This is a genomic window from Rhizobium esperanzae (assembly GCF_014197615.1).
GTDB lineage: Bacteria > Pseudomonadota > Alphaproteobacteria > Rhizobiales > Rhizobiaceae > Rhizobium > Rhizobium esperanzae_A.
Window position 1 is genome coordinate 236038 of the sequence record NZ_JACIFY010000001.1, and the last position, 13759, is coordinate 249796.

A 13759-nucleotide genomic window follows, 5' to 3' on the forward strand; every position below is an offset into this window, starting at 1 on the left:
TCTCAGACCCTCGGCATCTTCGTAAACAGCCGCAATGCGTTCTCCGTCGTGATCCGCGCGACCTCTGCATAGGAAAGGCCGATCGTCTCGGCGAGCACCTCGGCGGTGTTGACGACATAGGACGGTTCATTGCGCTTGCCGCGCCAGCGCTTCGGCGCCAGATACGGCGCGTCCGTTTCCACCAGCAGCCGATCCCGAGGGATCGTCTTGGCGATCTCCCGCAGCTCTTCCGATTTCGGGAAGGTCAGGATGCCGGAGAAGGAGATGTAGCCGCCGAGCGCAACGCCGGTCTGCGCCAGTTCCGGGCCGGCCGAGAAGCAGTGCAGGATGAAGGGGAAGGCCCCCTTCCCGGTTTCCTCGGTCAGGATCGCGGCCATGTCTTCATCGGCGCTGCGGCTGTGGATGACGAGCGGCAGCCGGGTCTCGCGCGCCGCGGCGATATGGCGGCGGAAGCCGGTCTGCTGGTCCTCGGGCTTCTGCGTGTCGTAGAAATAGTCGAGGCCGGCCTCGCCGATGGCGACGACCTTCTCATGGGCGTTCGCCAAGCGGACCAGATCTTCCGTCTGGACATCAAGCTCTTCGTCGGCATTGTTCGGATGCGTGCCGACCGAGCAGAACACCGAAGGATATTTCTCGGTGATCGCAAGAAGGGCGTCGAGCTTGCGCACCCGTGTCGAGATCGTCACCATCTGCCTGACGCCGGCCTGATGGGCGCGCGCGACAATCTCGTCGCGCTCCGCCTCGAAATCGGCGAAATCCAGATGGCAATGCGTATCGATCAGCACGGCCTCAAGCCTCCGGAGCCACGTAGCGCGGGAAGACCGGCGTCGGCGCTTCGAGCGGCGTTCCGGCAACGAGACGGCCGGCCGGCCCAAGAGCGGCGAAGTCGCGTTTGTCTTTCGGTGCCGCGACCCGGTCGAGCAGCTTGCCGGATGATTCCGGCATGAAGGGCTGCAGCAGGATGGCGATCTGGCGCACGACTTCGGCGGTGACATAGAGCACCGTGCCCATCCGCTCCGGATCGGTCTTCTTCAGCGCCCACGGCGCCTGGCCGGCGAAATAACGGTCGGTCTCGGAAACCACCGCGATGATCGAGGCGAGCGCCCGGTGGATCTGCTGTTTACCCATGTCCTCGCGCGTCGAGGCATGCAGCGCGTCGGCCTGGGCCAGCATCGCCTTGTCCTCGTCGCTAAGCGGCCCGCATTCCGGGATCTTGCCGTCGCAGTTCTTGACGATCATCGACAGCGAGCGGCTGGCGAGATTGCCGATGCCGTTGGCAAGGTCGGAATTGATGCGGATGCCGATCGCCTCTTCGCTGTAGCTGCCGTCCTGGCCGAAGGAGACTTCGCGCAGGAAGAAGTAGCGAACCTGGTCGAGGCCGAAATGGTTCACCAGATTGACGGGATCGACGACGTTGCCGAGCGACTTCGACATCTTCTCGCCCTTGTTGAGCAGGAAGCCATGGGCAAACACCCGCTTCGGCAACGGCAGCTTTGCCGACATCAGGAAGGCCGGCCAATAGACGGCATGAAAGCGGATGATGTCCTTGCCGATGATGTGCACGTCGGCCGGCCAGTATTTCGCCCGCGGGCCGTTCTTGTCTTCGATATAGCCGGTCGCGGTGATGTAGTTGGTCAGCGCGTCGACCCAGACATACATGACATGGGAGGGATCGTTCGGCACCTTGATGCCCCAGTCGAAGGTCGTGCGCGAGACCGACAGGTCTTTCAGGCCCGACTTGACGAAGGAGATCACCTCATTGCGGCGCTCGGCCGGACCGATGAAATCCGGGTTCGCCTCGTAATGGGCAAGCAGCTTCTCCTGGTATTCGGAGAGCTTGAAGAAATAGCTCGCCTCTTCCACCCATTCGACGGGCGTGCCTTGCGGCCCGTAGCGCACGCCGTCGGCGCGCAGCTCCGTCTCGTTTTCCTGATAATAGGCCTCGTCGCGCACCGAGTACCAGCCGGCATAGCTGTCCTTGTAGATGTCGCCATTGTCGGCCATCAGGTTCCAGATGTTGCGCGATGTCTCGTGATGACGCTCCTGCGTGGTGCGGATGAAGTCGTCATTCGAGGCGTTGAGCAGCTTGGCCATCGCCTGGAATTCGCCGGAGTTGCGATCGGCAAGCGCCTGCGCGGTGATCCCCTCGCCACGTGCCGTCTGCTGCATCTTCTGGCCGTGTTCGTCGGTGCCGGTCAGGAAGAACACGTCCTTGCCGTCCAGGCGCTGGTAGCGCGCCATCGCATCCGTCGCGATCAGCTCATAGGCATGGCCGATATGCGGCTTGCCGTTGGGATAGGAAATCGCGGTGGTGATGTAGAAGGGTGTCTTGTCTGTCATGGCGGCCAATGTCCGGCTAACTCTATAAAAATGGTCAGCCGCTCTTAGCGCATGTCACCGTCAAGCGAAACATCAAGTTTTACCCTCGCCAATGATTTCCGGGAGGTGGGCACGGTGAACTTGACTCAGCTTGAGCCGCAATCTACCCCTCATGAAAAAGAGGGCGGAACAGAAGCAAGTGCCAGTTTTCATCTACCGGGATAGTCGTGGCCGCGCGCCGTCGGAGGCGCTTGCTTGACATTCGAGCCTCTCTATTCGCTTTCGGGCCTCTTCGTCGGCGCGCTCGTCGGCATCACCGGCGTTGGTGGCGGTTCACTGATGACCCCGCTGCTGGTGCTGCTCTTCGGCGTCCATCCCGCCACCGCGGTCGGCACCGATCTTCTCTACGCGGCGATCACCAAGACGGCCGGCACCGCCGTTCACGGCGCGCACGGGCGCATCAACTGGAAGATCGTCGGCGGCCTTGCCGTCGGCAGCGTGCCCGCCGCCCTGCTGATGCTCTGGCTGCTGGCGGGCGTCGACCGCAAGAGCATCGGCGTCACCAATACGATCACCACAGCACTTGGCTGGCTTCTCGTCATGACCGCGATCATGCTGGTCTTCCGGGGCCCGATCCTCGAATTGGCACGCCGCGCCATTGGCGATCGCACGCCGCCGCGGCCGGCGGTTATCCTCACCCTCACCGTCGCACTCGGGTTCCTGCTCGGCGTTCTCGTCACCTTGACCTCGGTCGGCGCCGGCGCGCTGGGCGTGACGATCCTGCTCGTCCTTTATCCCAGGCTCGATGTGCGCGAGATTGTCGGTTCCGATATCGTCCATGCAGTGCCGCTGACACTGATCGGCGGCATGGGTTACTGGCTGATCGGCGAGATCGACTGGCCGATGCTGTTTGCCCTGCTTGTCGGTTCTATCCCCGGCATCATCATCGGCAGCCTTTTGGCGCCGAAGCTGCACGAACGCACCATCCGCATCGTCCTTGCCGCCACCCTTGCCGTCGTCGCTTGGAAGCTGCTGGCCAGCTGACCTACAGGCCCGGCTGCTTGATGTCGGCGAGAATGCCGATGATCGTCTGCTTGCGGTCGAGATTATAGGCATCGGAGATGGTCAGCCGCTCGGTGATCTCGGAATAGAGCCGCGCCAGCCGTTCCGCCGCGGTGATCCGCCCTTCGCCTGCCGCTGCGCGCGCCCGGTTCATGATGTCGTCGCCGACATGGTTGACGAAGAAATCGAAGATCGTGTCGCTTTCCCGGCCCGAAAGCGCGTCGGCCAGCCGATGCATCGCCTTACGGGCCGTCGGCCCTTCGGCGGCAAGCATCTCGTCATAGGCGGCGATGATCTCGCCGCCGCCGTAGTTCAACAGTTTCAGTGCCTCGCCGACGCTGCCCTTGGCAGCGGAAAGCAGCGCCCCGCCCTCGCCTGACAGGCCGAGATGGGCAAGGGCCGCCAGCAGCGCGTCGTCGGAAAGCGGCGCCAGTTTCAGCGGCAGGCAGCGCGAGCGGATGGTCGGCAGCAGTCGTCCCGGCGCATGCGAGAGCACCAGGAACAGCGCCCGTTTCGGCGGTTCTTCGAGGATCTTCAGGATGGCGTTGGCCGCATTGCGGTTCATGTCGTCGGCCGGATCGATGATGACGATCCGCCAATTGCCGGTGCCCGAGGTCTGCGAGAAGAACTTGCCGGCACGGCGCACTTCGTCGACGGTGATCGCCGATTTCACCTTGCCGGTCTTTTCATCCACCGGCCGGGCAAGATGCAGCAGATTATGCGAGGCGCCGGAGGCGATCTGCCGGCTGACGGCGGAGGCAGGATCCGGGTCGCCGATGGTTTCAGGCGCTGTGGCGGGATCGGGATGCGAGAGCACGTGATTGGCGAAGCGGAAGGCGAGCGTCGCCTTGCCGATGCCTTCCGGCCCCTCGATCAGGATGGCGTGATGGCCCTTGCCGGAGCTGTATGATTGCGCAAGGAAAGCCTCGGCCTCCGCATGGCCGAACAGCCTGGTATTTTCGCCCGGCCAGATGGCGCCGTCGAGCAGTCCGGGCCTCTCTTCACTCATGATGGGCGGCTTCCGGCATTCGGGCACGATCGGCAGGCGACAGCAGCTGTTGGACGATTGTCAGGATTTCGGCCGCGATCGCCTCCTCGCTCTGCATGGCGCTGACCACGTGGCAGCGCTCGGGCTCGCGAGCGGCGATATCGAGAAAGGCCTCGCGCCGTTTCTCGTGCGTTTCGAGCCGCTCTTTCTCGAAGCGATCGGGTGCATCGGCGGCGGCGCGCTTCTGCGCCCGCTCCAGCCCGATCTTGGCGGGAATGTCGAGGATCACGGTGCAATCCGGCGTGACGCCGTTAATGGCGATGCGCTGCAGCGTCTCGATGAAATCCGGCTCGAGATTGCCGGTGATGCCCTGGTAGACACGCGAAGAATCCATGAAGCGGTCGCAAAGCACGATCTTGCCGGCGGTCAGCGCCGGCCGGATCACCTCTTCGACATGGTCGTTGCGCGCGGCAGCAAAGAGGATCGCTTCCATGCGCGTACCGTAGGCTTCGGCAGCCCCCGACAGCAGCACGTGACGCACGGCCTCCGCCCCCGGCGATCCGCCCGGTTCGCGCGTCGTCAGCACGTCGTGGCCTTCGCCCTTCAGCGCCGCGGCGAGGCGGCGGATCTGCGTGGACTTGCCAGCGCCTTCCCCGCCTTCAAACGTAACGAACAATCCCGTACCGGATGACAATGCCAACTTCCCGCATTCCAGGCGCCGCATATGCGCCCCACCTCTTCTATCTATCTGAAGATGTCGGGGAGGAAAACCTTTCGCCGCGGCGACATATTCACCTTTCCCAGCAAAACGCATGGGAAGGCCTGCCGTTCAGCCGGGCGCGGACTTGTCCCAGAGCCAGGAGAAGAACAGCGATTCGCCGAGTTCCAGCATGGCGTCGACCGCCCGGCTGCTGAGCGAGCCCTCGCCGACCGCCTGCACGGTATAGAGCGGCACTTCCCTGAGCAGCCGCGACCCTGCGAAAATCCTCAGCGTGCCTGCCTGGGTATCCGCCTCTACCGGCGCCGTCAGCGGCCAGCGATAGACGATGCGCGCCGACAGCCGGTCGGGATTGCTGATCGGAATATAGACGCTGACCGGCGCCTTGGCGACGAGATCGACGGTGCGCGCCGTGCCGCCATAGACGCTGGCTGCGCCGATGACTTCCTTTTCGGCAAAGATCTGCCGGCTCTCGAAGGCGGTCAGCCCCCATTCGAGCACCCGCTTGGCTTCCTCCGTCCGCTCCTTGTCGGAAGCGATGCCGGCCAGCGCCAGAAACAGCCGCCTGCCGTCGCGCTCAACCGACGCGACGATGGAGTAGCCCTCGCCCTCGGTAAAACCGGTCGCCAGCCCGTCGGCGCCGAGATCGAGCCCGAGCAACGGGTTGCGGTTGCGCTGGAAGATCTTGTTCCACTCGAAATCCGGCTGGGCGAAATAGGGATAGAGCTTGGGGTAGGACTGCTGCAGCGCCGTGGCCAGCGTCACCATCTCACGCGCCGTCACTTTGCTCTTTCCATCGGGAAGGCCGGTGGAATTGCCGAACTCGGCCTTCTCCATGCCGAGCTCGCGGGCCCGCCGCGTCATCGACTCGGCAAATTGCTGCTCGGTTCCGGCCATGCCCTCGGCAAGGATGATGCAGCTGTCATTGGCGCCCTGAATGGCGACGCCCTTGATCAGGTCCTCGACGCGCACGCGCGATTTGAGGCTGGCAAACATCGTTGCCGTCCGCGACGGCGCGCCGCCGGTTCTCCAGGCATATTCGGAAACCGGATATTCCGTATCGAAGGTGATCTGGCCCTTCGTCACCGCCTCGAAGACGAGATCCATCGTCATCAGCTTGGCGAGCGAAGCCGGTGAAAAGCTCTGATCCTCGTTCTTGGCGAGAAGCACCGTGCCGGTGGCGGCCTCGATCATATAGGCCTGCTCCGCCTTGGTGGCGAAACCGGCAGCACCGCTATCGGCTGCAATTGCTCCAGTGGCGAGCGGCATGATGCATACAAGCAGGCGAAGCAAAGGCTTCAGCATCAAGAATTCCCATCGATCGAACGCGTGTCGTCAGGAGGTTAAAGCGAGAGGAAATCCGATGCAATTGCCGCGCTCAGCGCGCGGCAAATTTGGTCTGATGACGCTTGGCAGAGGCAAGGATCGACTCCTGCGTCAGGCCGTCATTGCGCACCATCACCGCATCGAAGGCGAGATCGACGGTCACCGTCTTCACGTCCTCGTTCTGGTAACCCAGTGCGAGTGAGCCCAGCGGCCGTTCATAGGGCATGGGACCGATCTCCGGCAGCACGACCATCTGGTCGAAGGCCTGCTGGGCATTGTTGGCGGAGGGTGCCGATGGCGCCACCAGAACATGGGCGGGTGCTGCGAGGGCAGGTGCGGCGGCCGGCGCTGCATTGTAGCGCGCGCTCGGCGTCGAGCCGGCATAGGAGGTCGCCGACATCGGCACCGGCACGTTGGCCGGCGTCTCGTAATCTTCCGAACTCTGCAGCTGGTCGCGGGTGATCTTGCGGCTGTTGGAGGCGACCATTACGCCGGTTGCGATCTGGCCCTCCGGATTGATGCCGGGAATACGGCTGCCCTTCGGCACGTAGGAGGCCATCAGATAGGGCATATCGTGGCCGTCCATGCGGGCGCGACCGACATATTGCACGCGCACCTTGCCGGTGCCGCTGTGCTGCAGGTCCAGCATGTCGGCCGTCTTGTTGGACAGGTCGATGATGCGGCCTTCGTGATAGGGGCCTCGATCGTTGACGCGCACGATGACGGAGGAGCCGCTTTCAAGGTTGGTGACGCGCGCATAGCTCGGCAGCGGGAAGGTCGGATGGGCGGCGGACAGATGCATCTGGTCGTAGACTTCGCCGTTCGCCGTCAGGCGGCCATGAAAGGCCGAGCCATACCAGGAGGCGACGCCGACCTTGTTATAGGAAAAATCTTCCTTCGGGTAATACCACTTGCCCTTCACCTCGTAGGGGTTGCCGACCATGTAGCGGCCGCCGCCCTTGGGGATATTGTTGCCGGTGGCGACACGCGGGCTCGCCTTCACGCCATATTCGGATTCGGAGAAATATTCTTTGCCGTGGGCTTTCTTCTTCGGCACCGCCTGCGTCGTGCCGCACGACGCAACCGCCGCACACATCGCCGAGATCGCCAGCCACCGTGCTGTCGTTGCGAAAGACGCCGCCCCGTATCCCAATTTCATATGCCCCACGCCGCTCAAAGATCGTTATGGTTAAGGAACTTTGCCCCATCCTGGGCCAATACGCCTTATCCCCGCCCGCCTAACGAGACTTTAATCTTGTTAAGTTCGTGGCAAATTTACGAGGGATTTCGCTGCGATAGCGACAATTCTAATGATTATGGTTTATAAATTACTAACGCGAGACTTTCCGCCCTGCCCTTGCGCCGCCGCAAACGAGCCTGAAGTCCTCGTGCCGAAGCGGCGCATATGGTAAACGCAAGGACGTTTTCGATGCCGGAAAAGCTCCGAATTGAGACAGATCGGAACATGCCGTGCGAACGGTGGCGCCCTCCTTGCTCCCCCCGGTGAAGTCAAGCTATCACCTGTTGAGCAATTCTATTTCGACGCCCCGCTTCACGCGCAGAAACGGAATCCCGAAATGACGAAAGTGCCTTTGACCTTCCTTCTGATTTCAGCCGTCTCAATGGCGTTCGTCTCGCCGGGCTGGGCAGACATGCTCCCGCTCTCGAAGATCGATCGCAAAACCGAGGCCGCCATCCGGCGCAGCAATACAAAGCAGAACGTCCGGTGTTTTGATTACATATTGAAGGATTTCCTGGAGCGAAAAATCAGCAAGGCTGACATCTACGTGACGTTCAACGATCCTGAGATCGACGGAATCGGAATAGGCATTGCTGAAACGGATGAAAATTACAGCTGCGAAGCCGGCGAGCTGCGATCTTGGGAACAGGGGTCGTATCAGGTTGCAAAGAAATTCAAATAGGCACGCCAATTTTCACGATGCATTGATCCGTCTTCTGTCGCGGGCGGGTCCATAGCCTGTTCCGGAACGTTTCGCTTCGACATCTGTTAAGTCGCAAATAAGCGACGGGTGAGGTGCTGAAGCAAGCCATGAGGATGTTGATGGTAATCGTCATCGGGGTGATGGTAGCGTCTATCTTCGGTATTCTGGTCATCAAACCATTTGATCGAGGCGGCGGGAAGAACGACACGCCCCCAGCTGTTATCCAGCAGCCGGAGCCGAAGTGAGGCCGTCCCAGATCACCTTGCCCGCCATGGGAAACACTGCGGAACAAGTTGACGCTGCGATCAAAGCTGCTAAAAAGCCAGCGGTCGAGTGATTGGGTAGAAAATCGGGAATAAATGCCGATTTTCGAAAATCAACCATGTGTTGATTGTTAAACCTTTTCAGATAGATGGAAGAGTGTCCGAGTGGTTTAAGGAACCGGTCTTGAAAACCGGCGTGCGGGAAACCGTACCGTGGGTTCGAATCCCACCTCTTCCGCCATGCTGCCTTGATTTCGTTGCGGAATTCGCTTGCCACACACCTATCGCGTATATTGGCGGCAATCGCATTCGCCTTACGCAGTGTCGGGTCTGGGTGCAGCCGGACTAAAAGCCTTTGCCAGACGACAATCGTAATCGGGCACAGAAAGCGCCGTACGCGATCACGACAGCATCGAATATACCAGGATGCCGACAGAACCCCAGAAGAGAACCGGTGTAACTATCATTCCCACAACGAAAATCTTCATCACTGCAAAACTCCGCAACTCGACTCATGCCGCGAAACCTATTGCAGTCAGGTGAGTTTGCTATGGGCATAAAGTCCGGGATAGATCGGACCTTGGTCTGGAGTTTCGGTCGCTGGAGATACGTCGCGATCAGCCTGGATTCAGGCCCGCCGGCGTGACACGGCATCAAAGCCCAAACGAAGCGTTCAGCCGCTCGATGAAGCGCCCCTTCTGAGCGTGGCGTTCGCGGATCGAATGCAGACGGCGCATAAAATCGGCGGTATCGCCGTTTTCGTCGGCGATCGTTTTCATGTCGATGAGGAGGCCGGTGGCGGCGATGTAACCGGGGGCATTGCGGCGTTCGATTTCGGTCTCGATCTCGCGCCAGACGTGATTGCCCCGCTCGATGAGCGCGTTCAGCCGCGTACGGCGAGCACGGGCCTCTTCCGCCTCTTTGCGTTTTCGTTCCGCCGCCAGCCGTTCGTCCTCCTTGCGCTTGCGCATATCGCGGATCACGCCGGCACGCGCTTGCAACTCGGCTGCATCGCTGAGGGGGCGGTCGATCGCTTGGAACTCGTAATATTGATATTCGCTCATGGCCGTGGTGCTTGATTGCATCGGGGACGAAGTGCCGGTCTGCGACCCCGTCTTGATCAGCCCGCGCGCAGCACGCCGGCAGTTTCGAGGATTCGCGGCGCCGCGGCAAGCGTCGTCCCATGCGGTCGATACGGGGCGTAATGGTTGACTATGCCCTGTCGCCATGATTTTCCGTCCGGGATCATCAAATGAGGACATCATGGCCGACGACATCATCGTAAAAGACAGCAACGGAAGCCAGCTTCACGACGGCGATTCCGTAACCTTGATCAAGGACCTCAAGGTCAAGGGGACTTCGGAGACGCTGAAGCGTGGAACGCTGGTGAAGGGCATTCGCCTGACCGACAATCCCGGTGAGATCGAGTGCAACACCAAGCAGGTCAAAGGCCTGGTGCTGAAAACCGAGTTTTTGAAGAAGGCGTAGGGCCGCCTCGCCCTATCAATCGCCTTCCTGCGGTATCTCCTCGGTGATCACCTCGAAGCGGGCGAGCGTTGCCGGGCCGAAAGCCGTCGACATTGCCACATCGGTGGCGTCGCGGCCGGTCGCCATCAATATCCTGCCGATGCGCGGCGTGTTGTGGCGGGCATCGACCGTGTGCCAGTGGCCGCCGAGAAAGACCTCGAACCAGGCACTGAAATCCATCGGATTGGGATCGATCGGGACGCCGATATCGCCGAGATAACCGGTGCAATATCGCGCCGGGATATTCATGCATCGGCAGAGCGCGATGGCGAGATGGGCAAAGTCGCGGCAGACGCCCGCCTTGTCGATGAAGCCGCCATGCGCGGTCCGCAGCAGGTCGGCCTTCAGGTAGTCGAAGGTGATGTGGTCATGGACGAAATCGCAGATCGCCTGGACGCGCGCCCAGCCGAGCGGCGTCGACGAGAAGGTTGCCCAGGCGAAATCGGCAAGCCTGTCGGTGTCGCAATAGCGGCTGCCGAGCAGGAAGACGAGCACCTCGTCCGGCAGGTCGTTGATCGCGTGCTGGACGGCATCTTCGGGAACGATGTCGGGTTGGCCGCTGTCGTAGATCTCAAACTGCGTGGAGATCGTCGTTACTCCCGCCGGGGCGACGATCCGGCTGCAGGCATTGCCGAAACCATCGGTATATTCCCAGGCCTCGATCGCCCGGTCGAAAGTCAGGACCTGCTCGCTGAGAAGATCGGCGCGGCGGGAAGGATGAATGTTGAGAACGAGCAGCATCGGTGTCGGCTGTATGCATTCATAGCCCAGATGAAACCCGGCGCGTATCTTCATTGTGGCTTCCTCGCGTCCCCCGCATAGCTGCGTGACTATGCAACGTCGATCGCGCTGCCCGGTTCCCGCAGCCGCGGCTGCGGCCAAACTGGGGATAATCCAGGCTCACCTGGTGGTGACGTTGACCTGCACCGTCATGCTGTCGAAATCCGTTCCATGCCCGTCATAGCTGCCGCTCAGCGGCACGGCCTGGCGCGGATCGCGGGCGACGGCGACACGAATGAGATCGCGGTTGCCGACGATCCCGTTGGTCGGATCGAACTCCGCCCAGCCGGCGCCCGGAAGATAAATCTGGCACCACGCATGGGTGGAGCCGCCGCCGAGCACGGTCGAGCCGTCCCGATCGGGAACATAGACATAGCCCGTGACAAAGCGCGCCGCGAGGCCGAGCACGCGTGCCGCCTCCATCATCAGAAGCGCAAAATCCCGGCAGGTGCCGGAGCGAAGCTGCAAAGTCTGCAGCGGCGTCTGCGTTCCATGCTCCATCCGGCGCCGATAGACGAAGCTTTCCCGAATGGCGTAACACAGGGTCATCAGCAGATGCCCGGTCTCCGTCGGACGTCCCCGGCGCAGGAACTGCCGCGCCCAGCGTCCGACCTCGTCGCTGGGGTCGGGATAATGGCGCTGCATCGCCGGCGTCAGATCGGCAATCTCGTCCTTGTCGTAGGAGAAGGGATAAGTCAGGGCCTGGTCGTCCACCTTGAGATCCAGGGCGACCTGCGGCGTATGGTCGAGCGTGATCCAGGTTTCGAAACGAAGCTCGGATGCCGGCCGCGAAATATCGATCAGCGCCACGCAATTGCCGAAAACATCGTGGATCCAGCGCACATGACTTTCCTCGGGATAGGTCGTCAACGACGCTTCGATCAGCCGCTGGTCGAAACTGTCGCGCGGCCGGAACATCAGCCGATGCTCGCCGAAATCGACCTCCCTGACATAGCGATAGGACGTGATGTGGCGGACGGAGAAAATTGTCATCGCCCGCCGTCCGGTAATCTGTTCACCGTGCTTCTCCAAGGCGGCGGCGCCGCCTCTCCTCTGCGAAAGCGCCCTGCCCGCTTCCCCGCTCATCCCGATTTCTTGTCATATAAGCACATTCGAAAGATTGCTATTGTGCATCAACCGATCGACGGCAGGGCCGTCCAACCTAAGAGGATAACATGCATATCATCTGGGACGTTCTGACACTTCTGCTGACAATCGGCTCGCTCTATGGCGGTCGCGAATACCGGATTATTCGCGCTCGTGCCCGCGCTCAGAACTGGGGCAATTTCTGATTCGATTCCGGTTCTTGTCGCATCCTCGCCGCCGGAACGGCGGCGGTCGCGGATACGTCGAATGACGTAACGCCATGCGCTTCAGCAAGTGCTTTATTAGACGAGACGGCGTCGATCCGTCCATTCTCCCTGTTGCTTCAAGCCCGCCTCACCCCAGGCGGGCTTTTTTCGTGGTGATTCTTCTGTCGCGCCTATTTTCCCGGCGCCCGTCTCACTTCTTGGCGCCGGCGGAAAGCACCCGATGCGTGGCATTGTCCATTGCGTGGCTTGCCTCCTGTCCGTCCTTCTTCAGCCCATATGCGGTGTTGCCGCAGCCGGACAGGGTGAGCAGGCAGAGGCAGGCGACGGCGATTGCAGCTTTTGACATCAAATGTTCCCCTCGGATCGAATGGCCTCTGGATAAAATGATGCGCTTCGCAGCAAAATCAATCCGTCGGGGCCGGCATGACCACATTTGCCGTGAGCTATAGCGTATTCCCAAGATGTTGCTTGGCGTCGCGCTTTCGATCGCAGCCTTGTCAGGATAAAAAACATCCTCGAGTCATCTGCCGCACGACATTCACCCGTTATTCGAGCGTTTATTCTTCCGTATCGCAAAAGAACAGGTGTATCATTTCGATATTTTAAGTTTTACTCAAATGTGATACTTAACTATTTATTAGTAATAACCTTGCACGGCGGCTGCTTCAGCTTATGCTTTCCTCAAAGGGGAGAGAAAGAATGTTTAGCAAAAGCCTGATCATGCCTTTCGGCTTCGCACTGCTCGCCATATCAGGCCTCCTGTTCCAGTTGGCCGTTCACGCGCTGGAGACGCCGGTCACTCACCTCCAGCCGTAAGCGCTTTAATTCTGCCAGGAGTGGAATTTCTTTGCGTTTCATGCATTGTTTGGAGTCGCTTTTACCAGGAGGGAGCTAACCATGGAAAACGCAGGTGTAGGTTGGATTGCAGCCATCATTATCGGTGGCATCGCCGGATGGCTGGCGGAAAAGGTCATGAGCAGCAACATGGGCTTGCTCATGAACATATTGCTCGGCATCGTCGGCGCCATTGTCGCCAACTGGATCCTGGGTCTGTTGCACATCCAGCCGCTTGCCGGTTGGCTGGGTTATCTGATCACCGGTTTCGTCGGCGCCTGTATCCTGATTTTCGTCGGCCGCCTCATCCGCCGCTGATCCCGGTCGCGATAGCTGACCATCGAAACACCAAAAGCCGGGCAATCATTGCGCCCGGCTTTTCATTGTCCTGAAGTCTTTTCAGCGGCGGCTCAGCAGGCCGAATACATAGGCGATGCCTGCGGTCACGGCCAGCGCGACGAGCGGTTCTTCGCGAACCTTGTCGCGCAGCTGTTCCGTCATCAGCGATGCCTCGTCTGTTACAGCCGACTTTGCCCCCTGCCCGAGCGCGACCACGCTTTCCGTCAGCCGGGCAAGATCGTTGCGAAGGGCTGCGACCTGCGCCGAGAGGTCGTCTGCCGCCATATCGGCCTTGACGCGCGCAGCGGTGGATTCGGCGGAAGCGGATTTCAATTCTGCCATGGTCT

The 13759-nt window shown here is 60.9% G+C and carries 16 protein-coding genes and 1 tRNA gene; 6 read left to right on the forward strand and 11 right to left on the reverse strand.

Annotated elements, in window-relative coordinates:
- Positions 1-2: 2 nt before the first annotated feature.
- Together GGD57_RS01205 and metG are read right to left on the reverse strand one after the other, a co-directional pair.
- Positions 3-785, reverse strand: a complete 783-nt coding sequence (locus GGD57_RS01205; RefSeq protein ID WP_184466071.1) for a TatD family hydrolase — start codon at positions 783-785, stop codon at positions 3-5.
- A gap of 4 nt (positions 786-789) precedes the next feature.
- Complete coding sequence (metG, locus tag GGD57_RS01210; protein WP_184466073.1) at positions 790-2340, reverse strand: methionine--tRNA ligase; 1551 nt, start codon at positions 2338-2340, stop codon at positions 790-792.
- 234 nt (positions 2341-2574) lie between these two features.
- Between metG and GGD57_RS01215 the strand changes: the two genes are divergently transcribed.
- Entirely contained in the window at positions 2575-3363 is a 789-nt protein-coding gene (locus GGD57_RS01215; RefSeq protein ID WP_184466075.1) for a sulfite exporter TauE/SafE family protein, read from the forward strand.
- A 1-nt stretch (position 3364) separates the two neighbouring features.
- Here the strand turns inward: GGD57_RS01215 and GGD57_RS01220 are convergent, their stop codons facing one another.
- From GGD57_RS01220 to GGD57_RS01235, 4 genes are all read right to left on the reverse strand, one after another.
- Positions 3365-4390, reverse strand: coding sequence for a DNA polymerase III subunit delta' (locus GGD57_RS01220; protein WP_184466077.1), 1026 nt, complete (start codon positions 4388-4390; stop codon positions 3365-3367).
- Positions 4383-5063 (reverse strand): dTMP kinase, encoded by a 681-nt coding sequence (gene tmk, locus GGD57_RS01225; protein ID WP_184466497.1) that lies wholly within the window; start codon positions 5061-5063, stop codon positions 4383-4385. The genes GGD57_RS01220 and tmk overlap by 8 nt, the downstream gene beginning before the upstream one ends.
- A gap of 135 nt (positions 5064-5198) precedes the next feature.
- Entirely contained in the window at positions 5199-6392 is a 1194-nt protein-coding gene (locus tag GGD57_RS01230) for a D-alanyl-D-alanine carboxypeptidase family protein (protein ID WP_184466079.1), read from the reverse strand.
- Between the two features lie 73 nt (positions 6393-6465).
- A complete protein-coding gene (locus GGD57_RS01235) occupies positions 6466-7572 on the reverse strand; it encodes a septal ring lytic transglycosylase RlpA family protein (RefSeq protein WP_184466081.1) in 1107 nt (368 codons plus the stop codon).
- A 289-nt stretch (positions 7573-7861) separates the two neighbouring features.
- Between GGD57_RS01235 and GGD57_RS29050 the strand changes: the two genes are divergently transcribed.
- From GGD57_RS29050 to GGD57_RS01245, 3 genes are all read left to right on the forward strand, one after another.
- Positions 7862-8335 (forward strand): hypothetical protein, encoded by a 474-nt coding sequence (locus GGD57_RS29050; RefSeq protein WP_246713521.1) that lies wholly within the window; start codon positions 7862-7864, stop codon positions 8333-8335.
- 140 nt (positions 8336-8475) lie between these two features.
- Positions 8476-8601, forward strand: coding sequence for a hypothetical protein (locus tag GGD57_RS29360; protein ID WP_281423709.1), 126 nt, complete (start codon positions 8476-8478; stop codon positions 8599-8601).
- Positions 8602-8770: 169 nt separating this feature from the next.
- Positions 8771-8860: transfer RNA gene (locus tag GGD57_RS01245), tRNA-Ser, on the forward strand.
- Positions 8861-9272: 412 nt separating this feature from the next.
- Here GGD57_RS01245 and GGD57_RS29055 read toward each other — a convergent pair.
- Complete coding sequence (locus GGD57_RS29055) at positions 9273-9884, reverse strand: hypothetical protein (protein WP_246713522.1); 612 nt, start codon at positions 9882-9884, stop codon at positions 9273-9275.
- On the opposite strand from GGD57_RS29055, the gene GGD57_RS01255 reads away from it, so the two are divergent.
- Complete coding sequence (locus GGD57_RS01255; RefSeq protein ID WP_010035073.1) at positions 9883-10107, forward strand: alkylphosphonate utilization protein; 225 nt, start codon at positions 9883-9885, stop codon at positions 10105-10107. The two genes, GGD57_RS29055 and GGD57_RS01255, sit on opposite strands and share 2 nt — an antisense overlap.
- Positions 10108-10122: 15 nt before the next feature.
- On the opposite strand, the gene GGD57_RS01260 is transcribed toward GGD57_RS01255, so the two are convergent.
- The 3 genes from GGD57_RS01260 to GGD57_RS01270 form a co-directional block, all read right to left on the reverse strand.
- A complete protein-coding gene (locus GGD57_RS01260; RefSeq protein ID WP_184466083.1) occupies positions 10123-10941 on the reverse strand; it encodes a transglutaminase-like domain-containing protein in 819 nt (272 codons plus the stop codon).
- A gap of 105 nt (positions 10942-11046) precedes the next feature.
- Positions 11047-11919, reverse strand: coding sequence for a transglutaminase family protein (locus tag GGD57_RS01265; protein WP_184466501.1), 873 nt, complete (start codon positions 11917-11919; stop codon positions 11047-11049).
- Positions 11920-12429: 510 nt separating this feature from the next.
- On the reverse strand, positions 12430-12585 hold the full coding sequence (locus GGD57_RS01270) for an entericidin (RefSeq protein ID WP_184466085.1): 156 nt from the start codon (positions 12583-12585) through the stop codon (positions 12430-12432).
- Between the two features lie 551 nt (positions 12586-13136).
- Here GGD57_RS01270 and GGD57_RS01275 point away from each other — a divergent pair.
- Positions 13137-13391: a GlsB/YeaQ/YmgE family stress response membrane protein gene (locus GGD57_RS01275; protein WP_010067678.1), complete on the forward strand. Its 255-nt coding sequence runs from the start codon at positions 13137-13139 to the stop codon at positions 13389-13391.
- A gap of 81 nt (positions 13392-13472) precedes the next feature.
- Here the strand turns inward: GGD57_RS01275 and GGD57_RS01280 are convergent, their stop codons facing one another.
- The gene (locus GGD57_RS01280; RefSeq protein ID WP_184466087.1) at positions 13473-13754 is read right to left on the reverse strand and encodes a hypothetical protein; all 282 of its coding nucleotides are present in this window, start codon (positions 13752-13754) and stop codon (positions 13473-13475) included.
- Positions 13755-13759 lie beyond the last annotated feature (5 nt).